At 66.9% G+C, this 26,036-nt stretch carries 23 protein-coding genes and 1 riboswitch; of the genes, 12 read left to right on the top strand and 11 right to left on the bottom strand.

Annotation, left to right across the window (positions count from 1 at the left end; translation table 11 throughout):
• Window positions 1-30 precede the first annotated feature (30 nt).
• Entirely contained in the window at window positions 31-729 is a 699-nt protein-coding gene (locus FB390_RS21835) for a S1 family peptidase (RefSeq protein WP_246124150.1), read from the bottom strand.
• 181 nt (window positions 730-910) lie between these two features.
• On the opposite strand from FB390_RS21835, the gene FB390_RS21830 reads away from it, so the two are divergent.
• A complete protein-coding gene (locus tag FB390_RS21830) occupies window positions 911-2,500 on the top strand; it encodes a serine hydrolase (RefSeq protein ID WP_141810614.1) in 1,590 nt (529 codons plus the stop codon).
• 6 nt (window positions 2,501-2,506) lie between these two features.
• Here FB390_RS21830 and FB390_RS21825 read toward each other — a convergent pair whose 3' ends face one another.
• Window positions 2,507-3,016, bottom strand: a complete 510-nt coding sequence (locus FB390_RS21825; RefSeq protein ID WP_141810613.1) for a mycothiol transferase — start codon at window positions 3,014-3,016, stop codon at window positions 2,507-2,509.
• Window positions 3,017-3,191: 175 nt separating this feature from the next.
• Here FB390_RS21825 and FB390_RS21820 point away from each other — a divergent pair, with 175 nt between their 5' ends.
• A complete protein-coding gene (locus FB390_RS21820) occupies window positions 3,192-3,569 on the top strand; it encodes a hypothetical protein (RefSeq protein WP_141810612.1) in 378 nt (125 codons plus the stop codon).
• Window positions 3,570-3,608: 39 nt separating this feature from the next.
• Here the strand turns inward: FB390_RS21820 and FB390_RS33650 are convergent, their stop codons facing one another.
• Window positions 3,609-3,770, bottom strand: a complete 162-nt coding sequence (locus FB390_RS33650) for a hypothetical protein (RefSeq protein WP_157107692.1) — start codon at window positions 3,768-3,770, stop codon at window positions 3,609-3,611.
• A 152-nt stretch (window positions 3,771-3,922) separates the two neighbouring features.
• Between FB390_RS33650 and FB390_RS21815 the strand changes: the two genes are divergently transcribed.
• The 5 genes from FB390_RS21815 to FB390_RS21795 all read left to right on the top strand — a co-directional run bounded on the left by FB390_RS21815 (window position 3,923) and on the right by FB390_RS21795 (window position 7,086).
• A complete protein-coding gene (locus FB390_RS21815; RefSeq protein ID WP_221639340.1) occupies window positions 3,923-4,747 on the top strand; it encodes a DUF72 domain-containing protein in 825 nt (274 codons plus the stop codon).
• Between the two features lie 127 nt (window positions 4,748-4,874).
• Window positions 4,875-4,938: riboswitch (guanidine-III (ykkC-III) riboswitch) on the top strand.
• Window positions 4,939-4,948: 10 nt separating this feature from the next.
• Window positions 4,949-5,263 carry a DMT family transporter gene (locus FB390_RS21810; protein WP_141810610.1) on the top strand — a complete coding sequence of 105 codons (315 nt, stop codon included), beginning with the start codon at window positions 4,949-4,951 and terminating at the stop codon, window positions 5,261-5,263.
• Window position 5,264: 1 nt separating this feature from the next.
• A complete protein-coding gene (locus FB390_RS21805; protein ID WP_141810609.1) occupies window positions 5,265-5,684 on the top strand; it encodes a DMT family transporter in 420 nt (139 codons plus the stop codon).
• 132 nt (window positions 5,685-5,816) lie between these two features.
• Window positions 5,817-6,557, top strand: a complete 741-nt coding sequence (locus FB390_RS21800) for an enoyl-CoA hydratase/isomerase family protein (RefSeq protein WP_141810608.1) — start codon at window positions 5,817-5,819, stop codon at window positions 6,555-6,557.
• Window positions 6,558-6,582: 25 nt separating this feature from the next.
• On the top strand, window positions 6,583-7,086 hold the full coding sequence (locus tag FB390_RS21795; protein WP_141810607.1) for an SLOG cluster 4 domain-containing protein: 504 nt from the start codon (window positions 6,583-6,585) through the stop codon (window positions 7,084-7,086).
• A 457-nt stretch (window positions 7,087-7,543) separates the two neighbouring features.
• On the opposite strand, the gene FB390_RS21790 is transcribed toward FB390_RS21795, so the two are convergent.
• The 6 genes from FB390_RS21790 to FB390_RS34355 form a co-directional block, all read right to left on the bottom strand.
• Window positions 7,544-9,019, bottom strand: a complete 1,476-nt coding sequence (locus FB390_RS21790; protein ID WP_185757126.1) for a DUF4153 domain-containing protein — start codon at window positions 9,017-9,019, stop codon at window positions 7,544-7,546.
• Window positions 9,020-9,624: 605 nt separating this feature from the next.
• The gene (locus FB390_RS21785) at window positions 9,625-10,557 is read right to left on the bottom strand and encodes a HAMP domain-containing sensor histidine kinase (RefSeq protein ID WP_425465915.1); all 933 of its coding nucleotides are present in this window, start codon (window positions 10,555-10,557) and stop codon (window positions 9,625-9,627) included.
• Window positions 10,558-10,706: 149 nt separating this feature from the next.
• Window positions 10,707-11,423 carry a response regulator transcription factor gene (locus FB390_RS21780; RefSeq protein WP_097244074.1) on the bottom strand — a complete coding sequence of 239 codons (717 nt, stop codon included), beginning with the start codon at window positions 11,421-11,423 and terminating at the stop codon, window positions 10,707-10,709.
• A 1,388-nt stretch (window positions 11,424-12,811) separates the two neighbouring features.
• Window positions 12,812-13,612 carry a hypothetical protein gene (locus tag FB390_RS21775; protein ID WP_141810605.1) on the bottom strand — a complete coding sequence of 267 codons (801 nt, stop codon included), beginning with the start codon at window positions 13,610-13,612 and terminating at the stop codon, window positions 12,812-12,814.
• A 684-nt stretch (window positions 13,613-14,296) separates the two neighbouring features.
• A complete protein-coding gene (locus FB390_RS21770) occupies window positions 14,297-16,504 on the bottom strand; it encodes an NACHT domain-containing protein (protein ID WP_141810604.1) in 2,208 nt (735 codons plus the stop codon).
• 416 nt (window positions 16,505-16,920) lie between these two features.
• A complete protein-coding gene (locus FB390_RS34355; RefSeq protein WP_246124149.1) occupies window positions 16,921-17,589 on the bottom strand; it encodes a hypothetical protein in 669 nt (222 codons plus the stop codon).
• A 99-nt stretch (window positions 17,590-17,688) separates the two neighbouring features.
• Between FB390_RS34355 and FB390_RS21760 the strand changes: the two genes are divergently transcribed.
• Entirely contained in the window at window positions 17,689-18,795 is a 1,107-nt protein-coding gene (locus FB390_RS21760; protein ID WP_141810603.1) for an AlbA family DNA-binding domain-containing protein, read from the top strand.
• 442 nt (window positions 18,796-19,237) lie between these two features.
• On the opposite strand, the gene FB390_RS21755 is transcribed toward FB390_RS21760, so the two are convergent.
• Window positions 19,238-19,699: a hypothetical protein gene (locus FB390_RS21755; protein WP_141810602.1), complete on the bottom strand. Its 462-nt coding sequence runs from the start codon at window positions 19,697-19,699 to the stop codon at window positions 19,238-19,240.
• Window positions 19,700-19,770: 71 nt separating this feature from the next.
• Window positions 19,771-20,346, bottom strand: coding sequence for a hypothetical protein (locus tag FB390_RS21750; RefSeq protein ID WP_141810601.1), 576 nt, complete (start codon window positions 20,344-20,346; stop codon window positions 19,771-19,773).
• A gap of 948 nt (window positions 20,347-21,294) precedes the next feature.
• Here FB390_RS21750 and FB390_RS21745 point away from each other — a divergent pair.
• The 4 genes from FB390_RS21745 (at window position 21,295) to FB390_RS21730 (ending at window position 25,729) form a co-directional block, all read left to right on the top strand.
• Window positions 21,295-22,527 (top strand): hypothetical protein, encoded by a 1,233-nt coding sequence (locus tag FB390_RS21745; protein ID WP_141810600.1) that lies wholly within the window; start codon window positions 21,295-21,297, stop codon window positions 22,525-22,527.
• Between the two features lie 116 nt (window positions 22,528-22,643).
• Entirely contained in the window at window positions 22,644-22,859 is a 216-nt protein-coding gene (locus tag FB390_RS21740; RefSeq protein WP_141810599.1) for a hypothetical protein, read from the top strand.
• Between the two features lie 139 nt (window positions 22,860-22,998).
• Window positions 22,999-24,762: a ParB/RepB/Spo0J family partition protein gene (locus FB390_RS21735; RefSeq protein ID WP_141810598.1), complete on the top strand. Its 1,764-nt coding sequence runs from the start codon at window positions 22,999-23,001 to the stop codon at window positions 24,760-24,762.
• A gap of 106 nt (window positions 24,763-24,868) precedes the next feature.
• Entirely contained in the window at window positions 24,869-25,729 is an 861-nt protein-coding gene (locus FB390_RS21730) for a bifunctional DNA primase/polymerase (RefSeq protein ID WP_185757125.1), read from the top strand.
• The last annotated feature ends 307 nt before the right edge of the window (window positions 25,730-26,036 follow it).

The raw sequence follows: 26,036 nt of genomic DNA, 5'->3' as shown, positions 1-26,036 counted from the left end.
CACTGGCCGAGCTTTCGCGAGCGGCGCCGATCAGATCGGCCAGAAGCCCGCACCCACGAGGTCGCGTGCGTCCAGATCCGCGACTACCGCATGGATATCGGTACCCACTTCGGGCCCGAAGCAACCCACCCCGAGATAGGCGTTCACCATGCCGACGAGCGTCGAGCCGACCACCACGGGCGCGCCGGAGTCACCTTCGAGCACGCACAGCTGAGTCCAGGTCTCGGTGGCCGGGCCCACGGGGCCCCAGGCGACGCCGCAGGTGGTTCCGGTGGTGCGGCCCTTCTTGCACACGGTGGCCGGGAACCGTGCGGGCGCGCCGATGCCGGTGATCGCGATGTCGCCGAGCTGGCGCACCGGTGTGACCCGCTGCGGGTCGAATTCGATGACCGCGTAGTCCAGCGCGGGATCGGTATGGGCGAACCTGCCGACCACGCCGTAGTTGGGATCGGATTCGGCGAGCACCGTCGCCCCCGCCTTGCCGCAGTGACCGGCGGTGAGGCCGACCAGGCGCCCGGCACGGTCGTGGCCGATCGAGGTGAGCGTGCACTCGGCCTGGTTGGCGATGACGATGCCGGAGCCGCCGCCGAGTACGGGTGGATCGGCGGCGGACGCGGTGCCGGTGACCGGGGCGAGAAATACCGTGGCCGCGATCGCCAAGGCGGATGCGCCGCGCGCCGCGACGGTATGCCGTCGGGTGACGCCACGGCCTTTCGGCAGCTGACTCATCGAAGCTCCTCTCCGCGGGTCGGCGACCGGAGGTGTCCGCCGACGGTCAGTGGTTCGGGGTGAGGACTACCGCGAATCCCGTGGGGCAAACACCGCCGCCCTCCGCGCAGCCTTTCGTCGCAAGATCGGTTGATCTACGCTCGAGGAGGGTTTGTGTCGAAAACGAGCCCCGGGAGTGGCCGTGCGCGGAGATCGGCGGAGAGTTCCGGGTCTCGCGGCGCTGGTGGCCGCGGGACTGCTCGTCGGCGGCTGCGTCGACGCGCCGGCTCCGCAGTCGCCCGCCACCAGCACCTCCGTCGAGTCACCGAACCAGGTCGCCGGGGTGACGATCCCCGACGGACAGGTCGGCCAGGCGGTGGATCGGCTCGACGAGCTCGCCCAGAGCCTGCTGGCGACCTCGCGGGTCCCCGGACTCGCCGTCGCCGTCGTGCACGACGGAAAAGTGGTGTACCGCAAGGGTTTCGGCGTGCGCGCGGTGGGCTCGGACGCCAAGGTCGGTCCGGAGACGGTGTTCCAGCTGGCGTCGGTGTCGAAATCGCTCGCGGCGACGGTCGTCGCACGGCAGGTCGCCACGGGCGCCGTGCGATGGGATACGCCGGTGCGCCAGTTGCTGCCCTCGTTCGCGTTGGGCGACCCGTACGTCACCGAGAAGGTCACCGTCGGTGATCTGTTCGCGCATCGGTCCGGGCTCCCCGATCACGCGGGCGATCTGCTCGAGGACCTCGGCTACGACCGCGAGCAGGTGCTCGAGCGGTTGCGGGAGCTGCCGCTGGACGCCTTCCGCGACTCCTACGCCTACACCAATTTCGGTCTCACCGCCGCCGCCGTCGCGGTCGCCACCGCGGCGGGCGCCGACTGGGAGACGTTGTCGGACAAGGAGATCTACCAGCCGCTCGGCATGACCTCCACGAGCTCGCGGTACAGCGACTTCCGCGCACGCGACGACCGCGCCGACGGTCACGTGCTCGTCGACGGCAGGTATCGGGTCGCGGACCCGCCGCGCGACCCCGACGCCCAGTCCCCCGCGGGCGGGGTGAGTTCGTCGGTGGACGATCTCGCCAAATGGATGACGATGATGCTCGCCGACGGCGCGGTCGAGGGCCGGCCGTTCCTCGCGCCCGACGCGCTGCAACCCGCGGTGTCGCCGCAAGCGGTGTCGGCGCCGCCGAGGACCTTCGACGCGCGCGCCGGGTTCTACGGCTACGGCTTCAACGTCGGCGTCTCCCCGGCAGGACGGGTGGTGCTCGGGCATTCGGGCGCCTTCGATCTCGGCGCCGCCACCGCGTTCACCCTGATCCCCTCCGTGAACGTCGGCATCGTGACGCTCACCAACGCCGCGCCGATCGGGCTACCCGAAACGCTCAACGCCGAGTTCGCCGACCTCGTCCAGTTCGGCACCGTCCGCGAGGACTGGCGCGCGCTCTACCGGGAGGCCTTCGCACCGCTCAGCGCGCCGATCGGCAGCCTCGCGGGCGCGTCGCCACCCGCGCGACCCGCCCCGGCGCAACCGCTGCCGACCTACGCGGGCCGCTACGACAACGACTACTACGGTCCGGCCACCGTCGCCGTCGAGGACGACGGGCTCACCCTCACCCTGGGCCCGCGGAACATGCGCTTCCCGCTGCGCCACTGGGACGGCGACACCTTCGTGTTCACACCGACCGGCGAGAACGCACCCACCGGCTCGGTCTCGCGTGCCACCTTCGCCGGAAACACGCTGACCCTCGAATACTTCGACGCCGACGGCCTCGGCGTCTTCACCCGAACCTGACGCCGTTCACCTCGTGCGGTCGAACACCCCGCGCACGTACGCCGCCTGGCCCGCGTGCTGGAGGTCGTCGGAGATCACGCTCACCAGCCGCACCGCGAGGGTGACCGGCGGGTCCCAGCGGGTGTCGATCACCTCCGCCAGGTCGGCATCGGTCAGCTCGCGCACGAAGTCCAGAGTCCGCTCGTGGACGGCGTCGTAATAGCCCGACAGCGATTCCGCGGACGCGCGCACCAGCGCGACCTCCTCGGGGCCGTCGCCGTAGCCGGTCGCTCGTTCGTCCAGCGGCAGGCCGAAACGGCCGTACCAATCCTGGGCGGTCCATACCTGCTCGGTGCCCGCGACGTCGGCGATGTGGTCGTCCTGCACCCGGGTCAGGTGCCAGATCAGCCAGGCGATCGTGTTGGCGCCCGGGTCGATCCGGAAGGTCAGCGCGTCCTCGTCCAGGCCGTCGACGGCCTCGTACACCGCTTCCCTGACCCGCTCGTAGCCGTCGGTCAGCAGCTGCGCGCTCGTCATCGCCATCGCCTCCCTGCCGTCGTCGATGTGCTCTGTCCTCGGGACCTACCCACTGCCGGGCGATCCACGCGACAGTGTCACGCGGCGGGGTACACCGGCGATATGCACTGCACCTCGCCGACTCGAACACACGATCCGAACCACTCGTTGCCACCACGCACCCAGTGAGGACATCGTGACGTCACCCGAATCTCCCCATCTCGGCGCCCGCTTGGGCGACATCGAGGCGCTGCGCAATCAGGCACGGCTGTCGGTCCGCCGCCGCGATCCGGCGGGCGCGGTGCGCGACCTGCACCGGGCCGGGGCGATCGCCGAGGAATTGGTTCGCGATGCGGAAACGCGGAAGCCGCGCGATGCGGAGGTGCTGCGCGTCCTCATGCGGGTGATCGAGCTGGAAAGCGAGATCGCCCGTGCCATCGACGCAGGCACCCTCGCCTTCGACGATGTCAGCGCGTTGAGCGAGGCGTTGGCGAAGTTCTCGGCGCGAGTGTGCGGGCACGGTGTGCTCCACATCAGCGGCGACTGCGGCCGCCCCTACCGCGGAAACCGATGAAGCCCGAGCCGACCCTGCATTCGGCTCGGACGACGCGCCTCAGGCGCCGTGCCGCCTGCGCTGCGCGTCCTCGGCGATGAGACGCAGGCACGTGTCGTGCTCGTTCTCGCCGGGATACCGCTCGTTGCGCAGCCGCAGCATCGCCTGCGCCACATCGATGCCCAGCACGCTCGACAGCCGCACGGCATCGACCTTCGACATGTGATTCCTCCGATTGAACTCAGTTGAAAAGCGAATGATCCGACCATGGCGTACCCGAACGACGGGCGGTCGAACCCTCGGAGATCCTGCCGCGCCTGGTTTTACGGCTTTCACCCGCCCCCGGCACACCGCCGCCTGCCACCATGGAATCCATGGGCGACATCCGGATCGGCACCTCGGGATGGCTGTATCGAGGTTGGCGCGGCGTGTTCTACCCGGTGGGACTGACCCAGCGGCTCGAGCTCGGCTACCTGTCCGAGCGAATGAACAGCGTGGAGATCAACGGATCGTTCTACTCGTTGCAGCGGCCGTCGAGCTACCTGCGCTGGGCCGAACAGACACCGGAGGACTTCGTGTTCGCCGTCAAGGGCAGCCGCTTCATCACCCACATGAAACGACTGCGCGACGGCGACACGCTGCTGGCCAACTTCCTCGCCTCCGGCGTCCTCGCCCTCGGCCCCAAGCTCGGACCGATCCTGTGGCAGCTGCCGCCGACCATGCGCTTCGACCCGGAGCTGCTCACCGGCTTCTTCGCCCATCTGCCGCGCAGCACGGCGCAGGCCGCCGAGATCGCGAGCCGACACGATCACCGCGTCGACCCCGCCCACACCACCGCCGACGCGGACCGGCCGCTGCGCCACGCGCTGGAGATCCGGCATCCCAGCTTCGTCACGCCGGAATTCCCGGAGTTGTTGCGCGAGCACGGGATCGCGCTGGTGGTCGCGGACGCGGCGGGCAAGTATCCGCTGCTCGAGGACGTCACCGCGGATTTCGTGTACGTCCGGTTGCACGGGCACGACGAGCTCTATGTCAGCGGATACACCGACGACGGACTGGACATGTGGGCCGAGAAGATCCGGTCCTGGGCGCGCGGCGGCGACGTGTACGTCTACTTCGACAACGACGCCAAAGTGATGGCGCCACGCGACGCGCTGGCGTTGCGGGCCCGCGTCGCCGACGCCATCGAGGCCGGATAGTGTCGGCGATGGCATCGAATGCAATGTCGCGGCAAGCGCATTGGCGCACGCCCGGCCGGAAGTCGGCCGTAGCGGGCCGGTAACCAAGCTCACCATCCGCCGCTTACGTCGCGTGCTAGCGTCGAAGACAAGGCCCGCGGCGGGCCTCCGGACGAGGGCTCAGTACCCGGACAGCGACAAGACTGACCATGGAGGTCGGTCGTGGCTTGGGTCGTTCTTCTCGTCGCCGGGGTGTTGGAAGCCGTATGGGCCACGGCGCTCGCCGAATCCCGCGGTTTCCGGCGTCTCGTTCCCACCCTCGTGTTCGCGGCGGCGCTCGTCGCCAGCATGCTCGGCCTGGCCTTCGCGATGCGTACCCTGCCCACCGGCACCGCCTACGCGGTGTGGGTCGGCGTCGGCGCGGTGCTCACCGCGGTGTGGGCGGTGCTGACTGGAAAGGAGCGGGCGAGCTTGGCGCGGACACTGCTGCTGTGCGGGCTGGTCGCCTGTGTGGCCGGGCTGAAGGCGGTGAGCTGAGATGGCGTGGCCGCTTCTGATCGTCAGCGCGGTGTTCGAGGCCGTGTGGGCGACCGCGCTCGGCATGTCGGACGGATTGTCGCGGGCCGTGCCCACAGCGGTGTTCGGTATCGCCTTGGCGGTGAGCATGATCGGGTTGGCGCTGGCCACCCGGCGCATACCGATCGGTGTGGCCTACGCCGTGTGGATCGGCATCGGTGCGGCGCTCACCGTCGGGTACGCCATGGCCACCGGCGCCGAGACCGTCTCGGCGAGCAAGATCGCCTTCCTCGGCGGCATCATCGCCTGCGTCATCGGCCTGAAATTCGTGAAATCCGCTCCCGCGCGGGCGGATTCACATCCCTGCGGCCGAGACGACGACGGTGCAGGGTCCGGCCATGCGTCTGCTGGCGACGAACCGTCGTCCGGCAGCGCGCGTTAGGGTGCGAAGTCACCGGCGTGGCGTGCACGGCGGTGCGCACACACGGAGGTGGCCGATGAGTGAACGAAGTGAGCGAATCATGTGCCAGCGTGCCTCGCGCATGCCGGAGCCGAGCGTCAGCGAGGCGCAGGCATGAGCGATGAACTCGTCTTGTGTTCGATCGACGGCGCGATCGCGACGCTGACGCTGAACCGGCCCGACAAGCTGAACGCCCTCACCGCGGACACCTTCGACCACTTGCGCACCCACCTGGAAACACTGGCCGGCGACGACGCCGTGCGCGTCGTCGTACTCACCGGCGCGGGCCGATCGTTCTGCGCCGGACACGATCTGACCGCGCTGGCCGAGGGCCACGCACTCGCGCACCGGTTCCGCGAGGCCGAGACCATCGGACTGCTCGAGGACCTGCCCAAGCCCACCATCGCCAAGATCCACGGGCACTGCTTCACCGGCGGCCTGGAACTGGCCCTCGGCTGCGACCTGCTGGTGGCCGGGGAATCCGCCCAACTCGGGGACACCCACAGCCAGTGGGGGCTGGTCCCGCTGTGGGGCATGTCGGTGCGGCTACCCGAACGGGTCGGCATGTCCAGGGCCAAGGAACTCAGCTTCACCGCCCGCAGGCTGCCCGCCGCCGAAGCCGCGAGCATCGGGCTCGTCGACCACTGCGTGCCCGACGCGGAACTCGACCGGTACGTCGCCGAGCTCGCCGAGCGCATCGCCGCCAACTCGCCCGGCTCGCATCGCATCTACAAAGCGCTCTACGCCAACACCCGGTCGATGGACCGGGCCGCAGCGTTGCGCGCGGAAACCGAGATGACATTCGGCTTCCCCGACGACGCCGCCGCGCGACTCGCCGGAGGAACCCGCGGCTGACCCCTCGACCCGGCACACTGTCGATATGGCAGCGCTGACCACCCGACGCACCTACGCCAAGCAGGTCGCCGTGTGCGGACCCACCGCATGCACCCGCGCCGACGCCGCGAACGCCACCGAAGTCGGACGACTGCTCGCCGCCGCGGGGGCGACCGTGCTGTGCGGCGGCGGCTTCGGTGTGATGGCCGCCGTCGCCGAAGGCGCGTCACGCGCGGGCGGTCTGGTGATCGGCGTGCGGCCCGACATCGACCGCGACGCCGCCTGCCAGGGACTTTCCGCCGTGCTGTTCACGAACATGGGCGAGGCGCGCAACGCGATCCTGGTGCGCTCCGCCGACGCCGTCATCGTCATCGGCGGCTCCTGGGGCACGCTGTCCGAACTGGCGCTGGCACGGCACCGCGGCGACATCCCGGTCGTCTCCCTCGGCGGGTGGCAGATCCTCGACGCCGCGGGTGAGCCGCTGCAAGCCACGCTCACCGCCGCCGATCCCGCCGAGGCGGTGCGGCTCGCGATCGGATCGCGGCGGTGAGGTAGGCGCACCGCGGACGCGGGGTTCGTCGGCGGCGGGGTTCGGCGGCGGCGCAGAGCTCGCGCCGCGAGACGTCGGGTTCAGTCTGCTCCCACCCCGGAGTCCGTTGGCGGTCGGTGCGGAGTCCTCGGCGGCAGCACTCCGTTCGTATGCGGCGGTCGGTGCGGCGTTCCTCGGCGGCACTGCGATGAAGGGCATCGAGTTCGTGCACGGCGTGATCAGTCCGCTTGCGGCGGTTCGCCAAGTCCGTCGGCGAGCAACCGTGCGTCAGCGATGGCACCGAAGCAGCGGCGGCAGGGCTCGTAGGCGACGGCCGAGCTCGTCGGCGATGCGGAGATGAGCCCAGGAGGCGTCGGCCCGCGCCCGCCCTGAGTCCGGTGGCAGGCGGTGCGGGAGTCCCCCAGTGTGGGCACTCCGTCCGTGGCGGGCATCAGTCGGCGGCGCGGTTCGGGCGGGTTCAGCGGGCGGCGGCGCGGGAGAAGTTCCAGCTCTGCCAGGTGTCCTCGGGCAAGTCCTCCCGGATCGGTTCGAGCACCTCGGCGCGCATCGGTTCCGGCAGCCGGTCCAGTGCGGGGACGACGTCGGGCGAGAGGGTGCTCAGATAGTCCGTGTCGAGTCTCTTCCCGTTCGTCCAGCGGTCGATGTTGCGTTCGGCGACGAGGCCTTCCGGATTCAGGATCGCGAGCACCAGCAGCGTCGCGAACGCCGTGCCGAGCGCGGCGCGCGGCAGCCACGCGCGGCGCAACCGGACAACCGCCGCGAGCACCAGCACGTAGATCAGACCCAGCCACAGTTCGAACACCTCCACCAGCAAGCGCAGCACCGTGAACCCGTAGGCCTGCTGATAGGTCCACATGCGGCCCAGCGCGGACGCGACGAGCACCAGCGACAGCACCGTCACCGAGCCGAGCAGCGCGCGCAGCCACGTCCGGTCGCGCGCCGAATCCTGGTCGGCGAACCGCAGCACCGCGAGGATCACCGCCAGCGCCAGCATGGTGACGATGGACAGCTGCCAGAACCCGCTGCGCGCGTACTGCGCGTAGGTGAGGCCCGAGGTCTTCTGCACGTAGTCGTCGCCGCCGAACAGCGCAGCGAACTGAGCGGCGACGAACGCGGCGAACAGCGCCGTCAACGCGCCCACCGGCAGCACCCACTCCCACCGGCTCACCGTGCGACCCGAAACCTTCTCGCTCGGCCTCGAATCCGCCGACACCGGCGGACCGGCCAGCAGGTACATCGCGCCGAAGCAGCCCATCGCCACCACACCGGACACCAGCGTCCACCGCGCGAGCGACCCCGGGTCGATACTGGGGACCAACCGGTACAGCATCGAGCCGAAAGTGGCGTCGGCGCTGCCGAGCAGCGGCGCGAAGACCGCCAGCAGCGCGACGGTCGCGCCCACCGAGAGCCCGGCCCGCCACGTGCGCGCCGTCCGCCCGTCGCGCGCCCGGCGCGCACCCTCGGACACCCACAGCACCGCGGCCGACGCTTCCAGCGGCACGGCGATCGCGTCGTACCAGATGCCGTGCACCGAGCGGCGCGGCACCACCGCGAGCGAACTGGCGAAGACCGCCGCCAAGGCGCACAGCACGAACAACCACCCCGCCGCCCGCACCGCGCCCACCGCCAGCAGCGCCAAGGCGAGCGCGGTCCACCACAGTCGCACCGGATTGCGCCGCAGCAGTGCGCGAATCGAGTGATCGGCGGACTCGCCCTGCTCGACCGCCCCGCGCGCCCGCCGATCGACGACGAACACCGCGCCCGCGGCGACCGCACCGGCGAGCACCCAGCCGATGCCGGGGCGGTCCACGGGAATCAGCACCGCGGCCGCGATTCCGGCGATCGCGGCGGCGGGCAAGACTGCGGGCGGATAGTTGACCCTGCGCCATTTGGGGATCGGCGGGGTTCCCGGTGGGCCGGAAACGGGAGTCATGGGCTGGAGTGCGCCTGCGGAATCCTCCCGCCCGTCAGAGCTTTTCGCAGTGGCATCCACTGTCTTCACGAGCTTCGTTCCGGATTCGGCGGCAGATGCGGCGGGCTCGTCGGAGGAAGTCGGCGTCTTGCTGGTAGCCGGAGCGTTCGACGAGGTCGCGGTTCGGATGTCAGCCGAAGCATTCGGGGAGGCCGTCGCCTCGCTTGCGTTCGGAGTAGCTGACGGTGCACTTGTCTTGGTGTCGGCCGGAGCGTTCGATGGCACTGCCACCGCGCCCTCGGTGGGAGTAGCCGTCTTGCCGCTTCTAGGTACTGGCGCGACGTTCGCCGTGTCAGTACCTACGGCGGCGGCCGCCAGATCAGCTCCACCATCGGAACTTTCCCGAGTCTCGGCGGCCGCCGGGCTCGCCGCGTCGAGGCCGGTAGACCGCGCGGCACCGTCGGTGGCGGGCTCCGCGGCGGTCGCGTCCGGTGGTTCAGGCGTCGAATCGTTCCGCCCGGTCGGTTCTTTACTCATGTTCCCCTCCGATTTCGGGTGTGCGTGATCGCCCCGGCACCTCTGGCGGTCCGGGTTGCGTTGGTGGGTTGTCGGTCCGATCCCGCCCGTCAGGGGGCGGGCAGGACCACGCGGATGCGGGAGCCGGGGTCGGCCACGGCGATGGTGCCGCCGTGCAGGTCGACCAGCCAGCGGGAGATGGCGAGGCCGAGTCCGGTGCCGCCGCCGTTGGTGCGTCCGCCACGGGTGAAGCGGTCGAAGACGGTGGCGCGTTCGGCGGCCGGGATGCCGGGTCCCTCGTCTTGGACGTCGATGACGAGTTCGCCGTGCTGCGCGCGGGCGGTGATTCGCACCTCGCCGCCCGCCGGGCCGTGCCGTGCGGCGTTGTCGAGCAGGTTGATCAGCACTTGGTGCAAGCGTGCGCGGTCGGCGTCGACGCACGCGGTGTCGGGCCGCACGTCGGTGCTGAATCGCACGCCGCGACCCAGCGCCGCCGCCATCACCTCGGCCTCGGCGACCACCTCGGCGAGCAACGGCGCGACCGGTACGTTCTCGCGATCCAGCGCCAAGGCGCCCGCCTCGATACTGGACAGGTCGAGCAGTTCGGAGACCAGCAGCCCGAGCCGTTCGGTCTGGGCCAGGGCGGTGCGTAGCGTGCTCGGATCGGGTTCGGAGACACCGTCGACCAGGTTCTCCAGCACGGCCTGCAGCGCGGTGATCGGTGTGCGCAGTTCGTGCGAGACGTTGGCGATGAGGTCGCGGCGCTGCTGGTCGGCGGCGGCGAGGTCGGCGGCCATCCGGTTGAACGCCTCGGCGAGCTGCCCCACCTCGTCGCGCGAACTCGCCCGTACCCGGCGGGTGTAGTCGCCCTGAGCCATGCGCTGGGCGGCCGCGGTCATGTCCCGCAGTGGCCTGGTGATGCCGTGCGCCAGGATCTGGGAAGTGATCAGCGCGATCAGCACCGCGGTCAAGGTGGTGCGCGGCGGCAGCCAGCCGATCTGGAAACGGAAGAACCCGAACGCGAGACCACCCGAAACCACCATCAGGATCGCCAGCTTGAGTTTCACCGACCGCACCGGATCCAACGGCCGCGGCAGCGCTTCGGCCACCGTGTCGGCGAGCGCGCGGCATCGGCGCGCCAACTCCGACCGGGGCGACGTGGCGGCGGAGTCCTTCGGGCGCGCGTCGGTGGTCATCGCGCCTCCAACGCGTAGCCAACGCCGTGCACCGTGCGGATCAGATCGGCGCCGAGCTTGCGCCGCAACGCCTTCACGTGACTGTCGACCGCGCGGGTGCCCGCCGCGTCGGCCCAATCCCAGACCTCCTCGAGCAGGCGTTCCCTGGCCAGCACCACCCGCGGCCGCCGCGCCAGCCTGGCGAGCAGCTCGAATTCCAGCGGCGTCAGCTTGGCTTCGGTGTCGCCGCGCCAGACGCGATGCTGCTCCAGATCGATGCGCAGGTCGCCCACGATGATCGCGGCGCCCTCCCGGTCGGCGGCGCGCTCGACCCGGCGCAGCAGCGCGTGCACCCGGGCCGCGAGCACCCGTAGCGAGAACGGCTTGGTCAGATAGTCGTCCGCGCCGACGCCGAGCCCGACGAGCTGGTCGGTCTCGTCGGTGCGCGCGGTGAGCATGAGCACCGGCACGCCGCGCCCGGCCTGGATGCGCCTGCACACCTCGAGTCCGTCGAAGCCGGGCAGCATCACGTCCAGCACAACGAGGTCTGGCTCGTTCGCCTCGACCGCTGCCACCGCGCCGGGTCCGTCGTGCGCCAGCTCGACGGCGAACCCCTCCGCCCGCAACCGCGCGGCCACGGATTCGGCGATGGTGACCTCGTCGTCGACCACCAGAATCCGCCGCGCCGCCTGCCCGTTGGCCGCCCCGCCGCGCTCCCCATTCCGAAGCTCCATGCTCGGAACCCTAACCACCCACTGTGGAGAGCAGCGTCGGCAATTGTGGAGATTCCGTGTGCATAATCAAATGCTGGCTGCCCTGATTCCATCGAGCCAGGTCAGCAGCGGTTTTCACACTCCACGCCGAACGCCGAGCACTGCCAGTGTGCCAACAGTGTGCCAACGCGCGGAAGCCGCTCCCCTTCCTCTGTCGCGCCGGCGCTCGACGCGGCCGGTCCAAATTCGCCACCGACGCCCTCGGTTTCGACCACCGAACCGACGCATGCCTCCGGTCACGTCCCGCGGTGCTCCTTCGTGTCGATGTCGACCTCTGCCGCCGAGTCGCTCGACCCGCCCGTCGAGGCGGGGTCGCCGCGCGCCATGACTCGACGCTGTATGCGGAGTTCGGACACAAACTCATACCTGGCCGGACTGACAGGATTCGAACCGGCGACCACTTGACCCCCAGGGTGACGGAAATGAGGTGTGGGTCCAGCGAGTTCGGTTCTGCCCAGGTCAGAGGCCGATTCGTGTCCAGGGCGATTCGCTCCGTCCACCAGTTCCGGCGGGTCTTGGCAAGTTCTTGGCAAGTTCGGAGGAGCGGGTCGAGCCGACGGAGCATGCACTCACATGTCAAGGTTTTCGCGCCGAAGCAGATCGCATCCGGGGCGTGCGTACTCCGAGGTCATCGACATCGTCACCAACGCCCTCGGCAGAGAAGCCCTGTATCCGCCGCCCCAGCCCGCCTGTAACTCCCCGTGGCCGCCAGCGCCTCGCCGAGATCATCAACCACCTCAACGACCGGCTCCAAGAAGCCCACCTCGACAGTTGGCCCGGCGAAGTCAACCGACTGCAACCAGTTGGTACGACGCAGCGCGAAAGCTCGCGAGCCAAGCGCCTGTGAGGCCCTGCCCGCTGAGACCACCATCACTGCTGCACTCGACGACGGAGCAGTGGTAGTACTGTCTCCGGAACTCCCGAATCGCAAGCGCCATAACACCCCGCACCTTTCGCATTCACTTGGCACATGGCGTAATGGCCCCTCGGCTCTTCACTTGCCATCGACGAAGTGGTGTCACCGGGAGCGGGCATCACTTCGCGCCTCACACTCGCACAATGCACATCGCGAAACCATCGCCGACGCGCTCCGTGGAGGCGGGGCTGAATGCGATGCATTCATCCTCCGCCGCAAGCCATTTCTGACACTCACCTGATCGGGGCCGCGAGAGTTCGCTGGTCGGTCTGGGTGAGATGGGCGGCGGCAGCCGGGGTTCAGCTGAAACAAGCCGCGTGATCGGTCCCGTTCCTCGATCATCGGGTCCACGCCGGGGAACCTCAGGTGGCCAGCGGCCCGTCGTTACGAGATATTTTGAAGTCCGGCGGTATTCGCAGATCGGAGCGCGCAGTCACGTTTCCTGCTGATCCTGATCATCCGATTCGTCTGGTTTAGTGGCTTCTTGACCGACGCCTGGTCGATATGGACGAGGAATCGTCATGACCACGGATTCAACGTGGACCGCCGATTCGTTAGACCATCGCTGCGCCTGAGCTTTCAGATCACCGCTGAGTGTATCCGGGTCGAGTTTCTTCGCCTGCGTCTTACGGGAGTCCGCTTTGGCATCCCATAGACCGATTGGGTACCATCCGACGACGTAGATGCCGATATCGGTGTCCGTCTCCGGCAGATATCTTTGCACCAGCTGAGTTTCTTGTGCGGTCTCGACTTCTACGTTCCAGGCGCCTTTTACCTCGATTACCAGCTTGATGGGGTGTCCGGGATCGGCGTCGACAACGTCGTCGGCATGGGTGTGCGTGTCGATGAGGATATCGGTACGGTCTCCGGCTCCGTATGGATCGGTGGGAAGAATCAGTACTTCGCGGTTGACGGCAATCCGGTCGCCCGCCAGTCTCAGTGTCAGTTCGTGCGCGATGTAGGCGCTAAGGGCAGCTTCCGGCTTCGGCCGCCAAACGTCGGCTACGTCCTGTTTGTCAGCGTCCGTGCCGGCCTTCTTGTTTCTGCGTCGGACGCCGGGCGTGCGATCCCAAAGCAATTCGCAGTGTGATGGTAGCTCGTGCTCGATCGTTGCGAGAGCCTCGTGCACGACGGCCAGGAGGTCTGCGCTGATGCGGATGACGCGTTTGGCGCGCCAGCACCGCAGGAGCGTAGGCGGCGGCCAAGCGAAGCAATCTGATTCGCGATGGTTCATCGAAGCTGGTCGATGAACCGATGAATTCGCTCAGGATAGAGGCCGCCCACGAAGCCCACGCAGCGGGGGGTAGTTCGTCAAGGCGGTTGTCGTTGTCGAGTTCAGTGAGCAGCGCGTATCCGGCCCACGACCGCCAGTCGAGCGTGTCCGGCCGACTGATCCAGTCATCAGCGTGGTCGTTCTCGGCGGTGAGATATCGCAACGCCATCTCAGTGAGATCGGACAGCGGCTCATCGAGTGCAGCCGCCGCAGGCCAGGTATGCATCGGTCCACTCTGATCGGCCAATCGCCCCCTCCGCGGGTCGATTCGCAATCTTTGAACGAACTGCCATACTCGGTCGTTGTTCCCGGCGCGGGCGCCTTCGAGAAGTTGCCTCAGGTCCGCGAGAAACTCCGATTCTGACCATCTGCGTCGCTCTTCATCGGAGTGCGAGCGTCGTGGTTGCAATCGCTCGGCAGGATGGTCAGCTAGCTGTAGATACCTTTCAAGACATGGTCGCGCCGGGTGGTGTTCGTTGGTGGCCAGCACCATCGCGTGCTCATCCCGACGTGTGAACAGGCGAGCGGCCAACTCCCCATACCCTCTTGTCAAGATAGTGTTCGATGTTGATGCCGCGCGTTCCGCCTGATCCATGACCCACGCGAAATCCTTCGAGTCCAGCAGTTCTCGCCGGATCGGACGATCTAAGGGGCCATCCAACGCCTCGAGTAGTCGATTTTCCAGTCGTGCAGGATCTTCCACGATGCATTGAGTCCGGACATCTGCGTACGAGCTGTCTCTTCAACCAATGCCTGCGCCAGCAGTCTGCGAAGATTTTGAGCCCGTAGGGATTCATGGCCGTTCTCGTCCGGCTGCAATGAAGACGGCAGAGGCGCATCGCGGTCTTGCTGGAACAAGCACACAACGATCTGCGCAAGAACCTCCAGATTCGACTCGGCATCAGAGGCGCCGAGCGCGCGGTCGAAGACGGAATCGAGCAGAGACTGCTCCGCCACATCGTCGTTGAAGGCGAACCCTGCCCCTACCGCTTCGGGCTGACACGCGGCTCTGTGAGCCCAGGCGAGTACTTCTGGAATATGGTCGTCCGTCAACAGATCCGGAAGGCTCCGTAGAAAAGCCGCCTTCATGCCATAGAGATACGAGGGCGGATTGCGCAGCGAAGTCAGCATTGTGGTCAGATCGATGTGACCTGGCCACAGCAGACTCAGCAGTGTGCCTCGCAACTCGTGTTCGTGGTCTCCGTCCGAGTTCGAATTCAGGGAATCGAGTACCGTGATCAACGCGGGTGCCGAGCGCTCGGGGTCGAGTTCGAACGCCGCACGGGCTGCGAGTCGACGTTCGGTGGGATGCGAGGCGTTGTTCGAGGTGAGCGCCAGCAGCGTCGTGACCAGCCTCGGGTCTGCTGTCGAAGCATCTCGTGCCAAGCGGACCGCGATGCGTACTCTTGCCGTGGTCTCCCAGTCCTGTGTAGCAGCGTCTGGCGCGCTTTCCAGTACTTCGGCCACCTGCTCAGCCAACAACGGGTGTTGTAGGTCCCACTTGGCGAGCGCCCATCGCATGTCGCCGAGTTCGACCCGTGCTGCGCGGTCCAGGAGCTTCTCGACAGTGAGTCGACGGACATCGTCGGATCGCACCAACGCGCTGTGCACGGCGAGACTTTCCGGATCAGCTGCGGCCAACCACCGTGTGGACGATGGTCGCATGGCCACAACCCACGACGCCGTCTCGCGAAGCGGGGCGGGGATACTCGCGGTCTCCCCATCCGGGGAGCCGACCAGAAGAAGGTTCGCCAGCTGTTGCTGGGTGGTGCATCTGTTGACCAGAAATCGGGCTGCCAGATAGGCAGCGACAGAGGAATGGCGTACCGCGACACGGTTTTCGTCCGGCACTGTGAACAGTGCTGTTGCCATCGTCTCTTTCAGCACCCTGGCAGTGACGTCGAACGAGCCCGCTGTCGTGCTCTCTTTGCCACTGACGAGTTCACCATCGGGCAGATCGAAATGGCCGCCCTCGAGGCCGCGCCCCCTCCATACCGTCCGGTGGCCCGACAGCAGTGTCCAGGCTGCGATTCGACCCGCCACGGCCAAACGCTGGGGACCGGTGGTTTCGATCGGGCCGTTCACTCGTGCGGGATCCGGGTCCTCGGCCAACAGTTCAACGCCACGGGCGAACAGTGCCTCGGGTGTGCCCGGTAAGCGCCCATCAGCCTGGAAGGTTCGAACCAACATCTCCAGTGTCAATGGGATACTCGCGAGCACAGCCGCTGACGCCTGCTCGACCCGAGCGATCAAGTCCTCGCCCGATACACCGGCACTATCGGCCAACCGAACCGCCTCCGCGCGGCTCAACGGCGCCAAATCCACACAATGACATGCTCCGAACGCTTCCGTGAGAACGGACGTCATCGTGACTGGGTAGTCGGCGGTACGGCATGCGATCATGAAACGCACGCGGCGGATATCACGCCGTCGAAGCGACTTCGCCAACTTTCGAGGAAGGTGCCGAAGCAGCGCGCTTTCGTCCGCTTGATCGAGGACAACGGTCAACACGCCGGTCCCGACGCTCGATTCCTCGACCAGAGGAAGCGCGGCCAGATGGTCACCGAGTTCTTCGTCATACGAACCCTCGGTCAGATCAGCGCCCGACACCCACAGGCATGCATCGGCCTCTCCATCCCACCTGTCCATCAGCGGCTTTAAACCATCAGTCCGCTCAGCCAGTAACGACGTCTTTCCAGCGCCCGGCTCACCGAGAACAACCAGCGCGCCCGCACTTACCACTACTGCGGCAGGAGCGAGCACCCCTTCTCGAAGCTCGGAAACCCGGGTCACAACCTCATCATCGGAAGAACGAAACGCTCTCATGTCACGGGAGGCCAGGTCCTCCTTCATCACCTCGTTCCCACGCACTCTGCACAGTCGCGGAACATGAAAAGCGAACACAGACCTCGGCATTGCACGATCATCCAACAAGGGCGTCGAGTGGCCTGTGAGGCCCTACAATCCGTGTCGTCTGCGGGTAAATCGGCCGGACCCGGCGACGGGGCCCGGCCTGAAGCTGACCGCCACGAGCAAAGAGGCGTCGCCACCTAGGCAGGACAGACTCTGGCGAAGAAGATGAGCTCCCTCAGATCGATCGAGTTCTCACACCCTCGGAGCCGTGGTCGGTCTCGATACCTTCTAGCGTGGTCGGAACAGCGACCATCGCCGTTCGGACGGCACTATGAGGAGAAATGGCGTCCAGAGGTCAGTACGCAGGACTGCCCGGCCTAGTGCGGCGCTGGTGTCGACCCCCGCACCGGTCTCCGCTAAAGCGCCTGGTGGGGCTGCTGCAGGGCTGGTGACAACCGAGATGGCTTGCCGAGGGGCAGGTCTGAGAGGATGTCGCAGTGCCCAAGCCGTATCCGAAAGAGTTTCGCGATGACGTCGTGCGGGTCGCCCGCAACCGGGACGAGGGAATCACGCTGGAGCAGGTCGCGGCCGATTTCGGGGTCCATCCGATGACGTTGTCGAAATGGATCCGCCAGGCCGATGTCGATGATGGGAACAAGCCTGGGACTACGCGCAGCGAGTCCGCCGAGTTGCGCGATGCCCGCCGCCGGATCCGGTTGCTCGAGCAGGAGAACGAGGTCCTGCGCCGCGCGGCCGCCTATCTGTCGCAAGCTCAGATACCGAACGCCCGCCGGAGGCCCAGGACCGGGCGGTTCCCGGCCACTGCGAATCTCAATGGTGGTGTCAATCGGTGGTTTTGATAGCTGGTGGTTCGTCGGTACCGCGACCATCCGGCCGGGCGCGTATCGGACCGATTGACCGGCGCTCGCCAGTAGGGCCAGCAGCAAGGCCGCGGGTGCGGCGATGATGTCGACAGTCCACACGATCTTGGCCAGCACCGCGGTGGTGCTGGAGGTGATCATCTCGGCGTTCGGGGCGAGGTTCGAAACGCAGCTGTTGGGGAAGCTTTGCGGTGTCGAGGTCATGCGCGCAGTCGGATCTCGTAGAGAACTCACAGGAGTGCTGACAGTCGACATCTATGATGGTTTGTTCACCTGACGCTGCATGAAGGATCAGCCCCACTCGTGATGACGGACAAGCCAAGGATTCGATGGGATCGCGCTAGCCGAGCCTTCCTCGATCCGGACGATCACATACTGGCTGCATACGACCCACGCGCCGCCACGCAGGGGAAGCTGGATGAACTCCAGGACATCACCGCCGGGGAACTCTCCGAGGCTATGGGACATGCGGTCACGAGTGCAGACGATGTCGCCGATCCGACAGCAACGATCTCGATCGATTACCTACCTAGCGCCGTGGGCGTCTTTCGGTCGGCCTGGGCAGCGAACTACCCGTATCCCGAAGACATGCTCTCGATGACCCGCCGCGCGGACAGTTTTGAATTCTCGATCGACGTGGTGCTACCACGGAGATCCGAGTTCACCGACCAGACTATTCGCGCTCTGACCGAGCCCCTGTTGGCCGCCAGAGGGACGACCTGCGTGGAGACCAAGTTCTACAACGACTCCAGCGACGGCGGTCTCTGCGAGCTGACCGTGCTGCCGCCGCCTGATCTCACCGTCGGCGAGATGGCCTTCATGGTGTCACACATGCGCGACATCGTCATGAACGAACCTTTCTCCGCCACACCGGAAAAAGCCTTCGCGGCCATCGAATCCGGTGAGATCCAATTCCTGTTGGGCACAGCCGAGTCGGAAGCTCTGGACGCGAAAGACGGCCACTACCCGAAGAATGACCGCGCTCGCATCGTCATCGCCGGAGATATCGCAGCCTTCGCGAACTCGACCAAAGGCGGGATCATCGTCCTCGGAGCCAGAACCGTGAAGGATTCCCACGGCCGCGACATCCTCGCCGAAGTCAACGGGTGCGCTATCGACGTCGGCGCCAAGGACCGATACAGATCGGCCATCGAAGCCCTGGTCTATCCCGAGATCGCAGGTATCAAGATGTGCCGGACACCGGCCGCTCTGGGCGAAGTCTTCGCCATACTGATACCCGAACAGCATCCCGACCGCCTCCCCTTCGTCGTCCGCGGTGCGACCCAGACCGAAGGCCGGATGAGTTCAGCCCTGTTCCAAGTCCCGGTTCGTCAGGGCGATTCCAATGTTCCGGCCAGAATCGAGGACATCCATCGCCGCCTCCGCAACCTCGACGAGGAACCTGTCTAGCGCGGTTACGACGCACGAAACGAGGGCGGCCCGGGGCCGCGCGAGCGGCGCGGGTGGTTTCAAACACCTCATAAGAACGGCGGTAGTCGTGAGGGTTCCTGCCCGGTCGGAGGTGAACATGTTTGGGGCGCAAACGACAGAGAGGGCGTCGTCGAGCTGGCCGCTCACGAACTCTTCACCTGCGGTGGGTAAACCGGTCGACAGCGTTGCTGCTCAGGGTTCCCAGGAGTCCAGCCCAGCCCGGTACAGAAAGGGTCGGAGAGACCGCTCTGGCCCGGTGTTACACGGCAACGGCAGCAACGAACTGCTCGGTCTTCGCGCGACCTGACGCCTCTGCGCGGTTGTGCACGGCGACGCCGACGTAAATCTGCAAGGGCTGCGGACCACCACCCGCAGCCAGCGCCACCGTAAAGGACCTGATCGCAAATTCTAAACCGAACCCTCAATGATGGTGTTCTTCGGCGTCCGTCAGGTCGTCGGCGGCGGAGATAGATGGCTCTTGTGATTCTCGCTTGCGGCCCCGGTCAGCTATTGCGACAAGTTGCCGCAAGGCGCGAGGAGTGGTCTCGAGGAGCTCGGCGATCGCGTTGTCGTCCGGTTCATGCTGGCGGATCAATGCTCCGGCAGCCGCTTGATTCGCGCGATGCCGTCCGATCTCTTCCGCGGCGCGCGCCTGCACGCCTTCGATCTGCGCGCGCAACTGTGCGATTTCACGGTCGCGACTGGCTTCGGCCGCCGCGATCGCCTGCACCGCGTCAACATATTCTTTCGCGGCAGCCGCAATGAGCTTCTCCCGCTCGCGTGAGCGTTGCCGTCTGTCGCGGGTACGTTCCCGCAGTCGGTTAGCCCGATCGATGGCTTGCTGGTTCATGCCGCCGCGGGCATGCTGACGGGGTCTGGGCATGACTGGCCTCCTGACCGGCCGTCCTGCGCTGATCCTCATCCCATCACAGCCGATTCTACGACTGCTCGTGCCTAAGACTTCATGGCGTCCGCCTCGTCGTCGTACTCCTCGGGCGGTATCCACTTGGCTGCCAGCCACTGCGAACGCGTGGGCTTCCCCGCCTTCCACCATGCAGCCTCGATCTCGGCGGCCGCAGTCCACACCGTGACCCACTCGATCGTTGTGCGTTGCTCCACCGCCGCAGCGAGGAAAACCCGTACGTGAATATCCATGTTGGTGAACGGGAATCGCACCACCGGACAAAACCCCATCCCCGTCTCATCGTGGTCGGGGACGTTGATCCACGCACCATCGAAGCTGCGCCGGAACACCTCCCCGAGGAACACAGCGAACTGCTCGGCCAGACCCCGATTCAGCGGCGCGCGTATCGCTTCGGCATCAGCGAAGTAGGCGACGGCCGTTCCCTCCGCCAGATTCAACCCCCTGGACGAGTACGGATCCAGGGGCATACCTGGCACGGTCTCGATCAGGAAACGGTCCAACTGGTCTGGGATGCTGTCCAGCCACGCCAGCCAACGCGAATCGCGTTGATCCTTCACGAACAGCTGGAAGTCCTCTTCATCGAACTCACCGAACACCACGCCCACCACAACCCCCTCTCTCAGCCCAAACACCCCAATGCTTAACCGCACAGGCCTCCGAATAGACCCGTTCACAGGGTAGGCGCGGCCACCCGGCGGTGTCCGTAGGCACAACCGCGACCACCAGCGCTCTTTTCGGCCACCTCTCGCAATCGTGAAATGCGACAACGCCAGACGACTCGACCCGTGAGACCACGGAACACCTGAAGATCGCGGTCTCAATCATGTCTCACAACGGCGGCCGCCGGCCAAGAGTTGCTGCGCCGCCGGATCACAGCCGACGCTCTGCGACCAGCCGCGATCGGCAAGAAGTCCGGACTAGAGAACACCTCCATACGGCCGTCTCGGTTGAGGAATGCGGCCGGATTCCACGACACCGCCCCGCCGAGAGTGTCCCAACCCGACCCCATTGCCGGGGCGCTCGACACCGAAAGTTGCGGGACCACCGTTCGGCGTGTGTCATTCGCCATCCGTCGTGGGACCGCCGCGTTGCCCAGTCATGCGACCGCAGGCAACAGGTGATTCTCTGAGAATGCATACTTCAGACCCGTCAGGCGAACCGATCATGGCAACGGAAGCTCAACGACCGGTAACCGCTTGTTGCGTCGGCCGAGCCCGCCGAGCGCCATGGCTTCGAGCCAAATCCGCTGCGGCTCAGTACATCTGATGTCTGGCGTGCCTATGACACGTTCGAACACTGCACGCCGCCGGTGCGATGGGGGCAGCTACGTGCCTACTGAGCAGCGCCTCCAGGACGCCGCCCGCGCCCTGGAGGCCGTCCAATCCCCTCGAACAGCTCGCCTTTCGCCGCTTGGCCAGCACCCGCGCCGAGGTTGACGCGTCGCTGGCGTTGGTGCAGGCGCTACGCCAACAGCAGTGACCCCTGGTCGGGGCCGTGTCTGCGCTGTCTGCTTCGAGGTCCCCTGTCCGTCTGTCCGAGAGGAGTTTTCACTCATGTCGATCGCCACCTGTGTGCGTCACGCCCAGCTGGGGGACTTGGTGGGGCTGCTCAACGCCCAGCAAGCCGCCAAGGTCGATGTCGTGGCCCCCGCCTCAGCGTTGAGTGCTAGTGATGGTCTGCTGCAGTTGTCCGGAGTCGAGCCGATCCTGGATGAGCGGGGTTTCACCCTCGTCGACGGCTTGTACCGGCCGACCGCCGCCGCCGATGCGCACCTGGGGTCGAAGCTGAAGATCCCCGTCGGCTACCTGAAGTGGCTGCGCGAGCAATCGCGCACCGATCTCTACGACGCCAATGTCAATGGCCTGCTCCACGGCCCCGACGACCCGCGCCTGACGCCTACCGGCGATGAGCGATCGTTTCTGCTGCGCCTGTTCACCTCCGGTGTCCCCGACGAGCCCGGGATCCTGCGCGCGGTGTTGTCGGATCGCTACGGCATCATCGACAACCTCGACGTCTTGACCGCGGTGTTGGAGGGCATCCGCCAAGCCGACGCCGATGTGTCGGTGCGCGCCTGCGATCTGACCGAGTCCTCCATGCACTGCAAGGTGTACTCGCCGAAGGTGCGGGCGCTGGCGCCGAGTTTCCTGTCGAACTATCGCAGTCCGTTCGCCAACCCTGAGCTCGAGGCCGAACGCCGCCACGCCGCCGGTGAGCTGCAGCGGTGGCGCCCGGTCGCGGCCGGTGAAGGCCGCGGCTATCGGGCGGGCAGCGAGCCGGTGGTGTTCGCCGGGTTCCGGTTCTCCAATTCCGAGATCGGCCATCACGCGGTCACGTTGAAACCGGAGCTGATGGTGCAGATCTGTGGCAACGGGCTCACCTTGCCGATGTTCGCCTACACCAAACGCCACATCGGGGACCGTTTGGAGGTCGGCGGGACCTGGTCACAGGACACCTACCGCAAGCGGCTGGCGGTGATCACTGCCGAAACCCGCGACAAGGTCGCCGAGTGGCTGTCCCCGCAATTTCTCGCCGCACGCGTCACCGAATTGGAACGTCACGCCGCCACGCCGGTCACCCACCCCGAACGCAGCATCGAAGTCGTCTCCAAGAAGCTGGGATTCACCGAGGACGAACGATTCGGGATCCTGCGCCATTTCATCGCCGGCGGTCAGCTCACCGCCGCCGGCATCGCCAACGCCGTCACCAGCTACAGCCAAACCGTCCCTGACGCCGACCGCGCCGACAGCCTCGACGACCTTGCCCTGCAAGCGATGTCGCTCGTTTGAGCCACCAGCGCGGCTACCCCGGGCACAGACTCGCCAGTTCGGTCGTAGTTGTTGTTCTCTCTCAGCCATCCCTGTGGGTCCTCAACGGGCCCCGACCTCGAGGAGGTTGTCTCCGCATGCCCGACACCCTGACCCTTACCCGTGCGGAGTTCGAGTGCGCCGAGCATTTCGGTACCGCCGGAACCGTCATCGCCCTCGGTGAGAACACCGTCGCCCGCAGGCGCGAGCAGCACCCGGACTGGAAAGGCAAGCACTGGAGCTACAGCGACCCCGACCAGCACGGCGCGCGGTTCCTGCGCCCGATCAACGTCGCACCCCGCACCAAGAACTAGCCCTTCCACCCATTCCCGCCGCCGACCCGGTACAGGCGGCCCGCAACCGGTCCACACCTCTCATATCCGCTCTCAGGTAGGCACCGGCCAGCTCAAACCTGGCCGGTGCCTACCTGTTTCACGATAGGAGCCTTGCCCGATGTCGCACGACACCGACACACCTGTCCTCGATCCCGACACCATCCCCGACCCGGACCGCGACTCGACCAGCATGCCCGCACCGACTGACAGCGCGGCGAGCGTGCAGCGGGGGCCGACGCTGGATCCGGCGTTGCTCGACATCGCCGACAACGTCCGCGAGAACTTCCGACTCGAAGACCACCCCGATGTCACCGAATCCATTCGCGAGCATGGGGTCCGGTCCCCGATCAAGGTGATCCGGATGCCCGACGGCCGCTTGGTCGTGCGGGATGGGCAGGTCCGCACTCTGACCGCGTTGGCGTTCGCCCAGACCGAGGTGCCGGTGTGGGTCACCGATTTCGATCCGTCGGTCGATGCCGCCGAAGCCGAGATCGAACGCATCACCGAGCAGATCACCGTCAACGACCGCCGCATCCCGCTCACCGACAGCGACCGCGCCAAAGGCATCGCCCAGATGCTCGATCTCGGCGCTTCGGTCACCCAGGTGGCGCGCGCGTTGCAGACCAAACGCGACGACATCAAACGCGCAGGCAAGATCGGCGCCTCCGACACCGCCCGCAACCTGGTCGATGAGGGCCAATACGACCTCGAACAGGCGGCGATCATCGCCGAATACGACAACCTCGGTGACACCGACGCTGTTGAGCGGCTCATGCGTGCCAATCGCAGCTGGTTCTCCTACGAGGCCAACCGGATCGCCCACGACCGCGCCGAAGCGCGTGCCTACCTGACCGCGGCCCTGCCCTACGCCGAAGCCGGGCTCGGCATCCTCACCGACTACCCCGACCTGGGCTACTACACCGACAAAGCACCGCTGATCGTGGCGGCCGAGCTGGTCGACGCCGACGGCACCGCGGTCGACATCTCCCACATCCACGCCCACCCCGGTTTCTGGCTGGTGTGGTTGGAGATCGGCGAGGACATGGTGTGGGTCGAGGTCGATACCGGTGCCCTCGTCGACCCCGACACCGTCGACTGGGATACCCGCGATCACCCCGACACCGAACCCGCCGAGGGGTTGCGCCACGCCCGCGAGGTCGAGCAGCGCGAGCAGGTTCTCGCCGAGTACTTCCTGCCCCGCGACCAGCTCGACGCGGCCGGGCTGTTCGAGCGCGAAACCACCGACAGCGACGACATCACCGCCGAGGACACCGACTCCGGTGACACGCACGGTGTGGGCGAGAGCGGAGGCGGGGGTGATGAGCTCGCTGCGGGGCGTCGCGCCGCCGCGCAGGCCGAGGCCGAGCGGCGTGAGGACGAGCGGTTGGCCCGGCGGCGAGTGCGTGAGCTCAACAAGCAGGGCGAGGCCGCCAAGACCACCCGCGTCGAGTTCGTGACCGCGCTGTTGGCGCGCAAGACCCCACCGGCGCAGGCCGCAGTGTTCCTCGCCCACGCCCTGGTAGCCCACAGCGGGCTCCTCGGTGAGTACCACGCGTTCAGTTCCGCGCTGAAACTGCTGGGTCTGAGCGGTTTCGGCAGCCGTGAGGAACTGATCGCCACCATCGAGACCGCCAAACCGGCGCGCTGCCAAGTGATCGTGCTCGCGTTGGTGCTCGGCGCCTACGAAAACCGCGCCGAGAAAGACTTGTGGCGCTACGCCGACCGCGGCGTGCGCCTGTATCTGGAGTTCCTGCGCACCCTCGGCCACCAGCTCGTTCCGGTCGAGCTGGCCGCCCTCGGCGAAATCAACTCCGACGACATCGACATCGACAACCCCACCGCCACCACGGAATCCACCACCCAGCAGCCCGAGGCCGCCTGAACACCGAAAGTCCGCCACGTTCTCACCTGCCCGGTGCACGGGCCGGCCGTTTCTCGCCGCCCCCGCACCGGTCCAGCTCCATCTCGCCTTCCCGGAGGTGTTCGTCTTGACCGCTGTCCTCGACCTGCGGGCGGTGGCCCTGGCCGCCGCCGCCCGCGGCTGGCCGGTGTTCCCGTTGCGCCCCGGCGGGAAGACACCGGCGATCAAACGCTGGCCGCAGCTGGCCAGCACCGATGACGACCGCATCCACCGCTGGTGGAACACCAACCCCCGCTACAACATCGCCATCGCGACCGGACCCGCCGGATTGCACGTGATCGACCTCGACGCCAGCCATATGCGCCCACCCGCAACCGATTTCAGCGAGGCACTGGCACGGCTTACCGCAGTCCTGGCTAGCCCAATACCGGCGACGCTGACCATCGCCACACCGGCGGGCTGGCACCTGTATTACCGGGCACCCGAGCAACCGCAGTTGCGATGCACCATCGCCCGCATCGGACACGGTATCGATTCCCGTGGGCACGGCGGCTACATCGTGGCCCCCGGCTCGGCCACACCCCACGGCGACTACACGATCATCGACAACCGCCCGGTCGCCGATCTTCCCGACATCCTCATCGACCGACTCACCCCACCTCCACCACCCGCAGTACCGGCAGTTGACTGGACCAGTTCTACGGTGGCGCGCCCGGATTCGTATCTCGCGGCGATCCTCACCAGCGAGGCCGACCGCGTCGCTCACGCGCGGCTGCACCTGCGCAACCACAGCCTGTTCCGCGCGGCGTTGGTCCTCGGGCGGCTCGTGGCAGCCGACGAAATCAACGAACACCACGCCCGCATCATCCTCACCACCGCCGCCCAAGCCCACATCGGCGTCGAGGGATTCACCGCAGCCGAAGCCGACCGCACCATCAGCAACGGCTTCCGCTACAGCCGCGCCCGCCCCCGACACCTCCACCGATAACCCACCACAGTCTGGAGGCACCACCGTGGCCGACTACTACGTCACCTGAGAAATCGACGTCACCGCCGACTGCCCAATCTCCGCGGCGCTCACCGCCTTCGACCTCTACCACGCCACCGACTCACACGCCACCGTCTTCGACGTCACCGAACCCGACGGCCCGACCTACCGCATCGACCTCGGTGACCAAACACTCACACCACACCTGATCAACCCACCCCTACGTCCGCGACCGATCGCGCGTGCTCTGACCCGGCTCCTACCCGCACCGACGCGGCACCGGGCTGCCATCTGGCTCACCGTCGTG

The organism is Nocardia bhagyanarayanae (assembly GCF_006716565.1).
GTDB lineage: Bacteria > Actinomycetota > Actinomycetes > Mycobacteriales > Mycobacteriaceae > Nocardia > Nocardia bhagyanarayanae.
The sequence above is the reverse complement of the archived record's forward strand: the minus strand, read 5'-3'. Positions and strand labels throughout refer to the sequence as shown.

What these genes read in the sequence shown, in the direction of transcription:
- FB390_RS21770 (WP_141810604.1), bottom strand. Translation starts at nt 16,504, where the DNA reads ATGAAGGAGGACCTGGCCTCCCGTGACATGAGAGCGTTTCGTTCTTCC.
- FB390_RS21740 (WP_141810599.1), top strand. Translation starts at nt 22,644, where the DNA reads ATGCCCGACACCCTGACCCTTACCCGTGCGGAGTTCGAGTGCGCCGAG.
- FB390_RS21800 (WP_141810608.1), top strand. Translation starts at nt 5,817, where the DNA reads ATGAGCGATGAACTCGTCTTGTGTTCGATCGACGGCGCGATCGCGACG.
- FB390_RS21780 (WP_097244074.1), bottom strand. Translation starts at nt 11,423, where the DNA reads ATGGAGCTTCGGAATGGGGAGCGCGGCGGGGCGGCCAACGGGCAGGCG.
- FB390_RS33650 (WP_157107692.1), bottom strand. Translation starts at nt 3,770, where the DNA reads ATGTCGAAGGTCGATGCCGTGCGGCTGTCGAGCGTGCTGGGCATCGAT.
- FB390_RS21835 (WP_246124150.1), bottom strand. Translation starts at nt 729, where the DNA reads ATGAGTCAGCTGCCGAAAGGCCGTGGCGTCACCCGACGGCATACCGTC.
- FB390_RS21735 (WP_141810598.1), top strand. Translation starts at nt 22,999, where the DNA reads ATGTCGCACGACACCGACACACCTGTCCTCGATCCCGACACCATCCCC.
- FB390_RS34355 (WP_246124149.1), bottom strand. Translation starts at nt 17,589, where the DNA reads ATGACCTCGACACCGCAAAGCTTCCCCAACAGCTGCGTTTCGAACCTC.
- FB390_RS21755 (WP_141810602.1), bottom strand. Translation starts at nt 19,699, where the DNA reads ATGCCCAGACCCCGTCAGCATGCCCGCGGCGGCATGAACCAGCAAGCC.
- FB390_RS21815 (WP_221639340.1), top strand. Translation starts at nt 3,923, where the DNA reads ATGGGCGACATCCGGATCGGCACCTCGGGATGGCTGTATCGAGGTTGG.
- FB390_RS21775 (WP_141810605.1), bottom strand. Translation starts at nt 13,612, where the DNA reads ATGAACCATCGCGAATCAGATTGCTTCGCTTGGCCGCCGCCTACGCTC.
- FB390_RS21785 (WP_425465915.1), bottom strand. Translation starts at nt 10,557, where the DNA reads ATGGTGGTTTCGGGTGGTCTCGCGTTCGGGTTCTTCCGTTTCCAGATC.
- FB390_RS21790 (WP_185757126.1), bottom strand. Translation starts at nt 9,019, where the DNA reads ATGACTCCCGTTTCCGGCCCACCGGGAACCCCGCCGATCCCCAAATGG.
- FB390_RS21825 (WP_141810613.1), bottom strand. Translation starts at nt 3,016, where the DNA reads ATGACGAGCGCGCAGCTGCTGACCGACGGCTACGAGCGGGTCAGGGAA.
- FB390_RS21795 (WP_141810607.1), top strand. Translation starts at nt 6,583, where the DNA reads ATGGCAGCGCTGACCACCCGACGCACCTACGCCAAGCAGGTCGCCGTG.
- FB390_RS21805 (WP_141810609.1), top strand. Translation starts at nt 5,265, where the DNA reads ATGGCGTGGCCGCTTCTGATCGTCAGCGCGGTGTTCGAGGCCGTGTGG.
- FB390_RS21745 (WP_141810600.1), top strand. Translation starts at nt 21,295, where the DNA reads ATGTCGATCGCCACCTGTGTGCGTCACGCCCAGCTGGGGGACTTGGTG.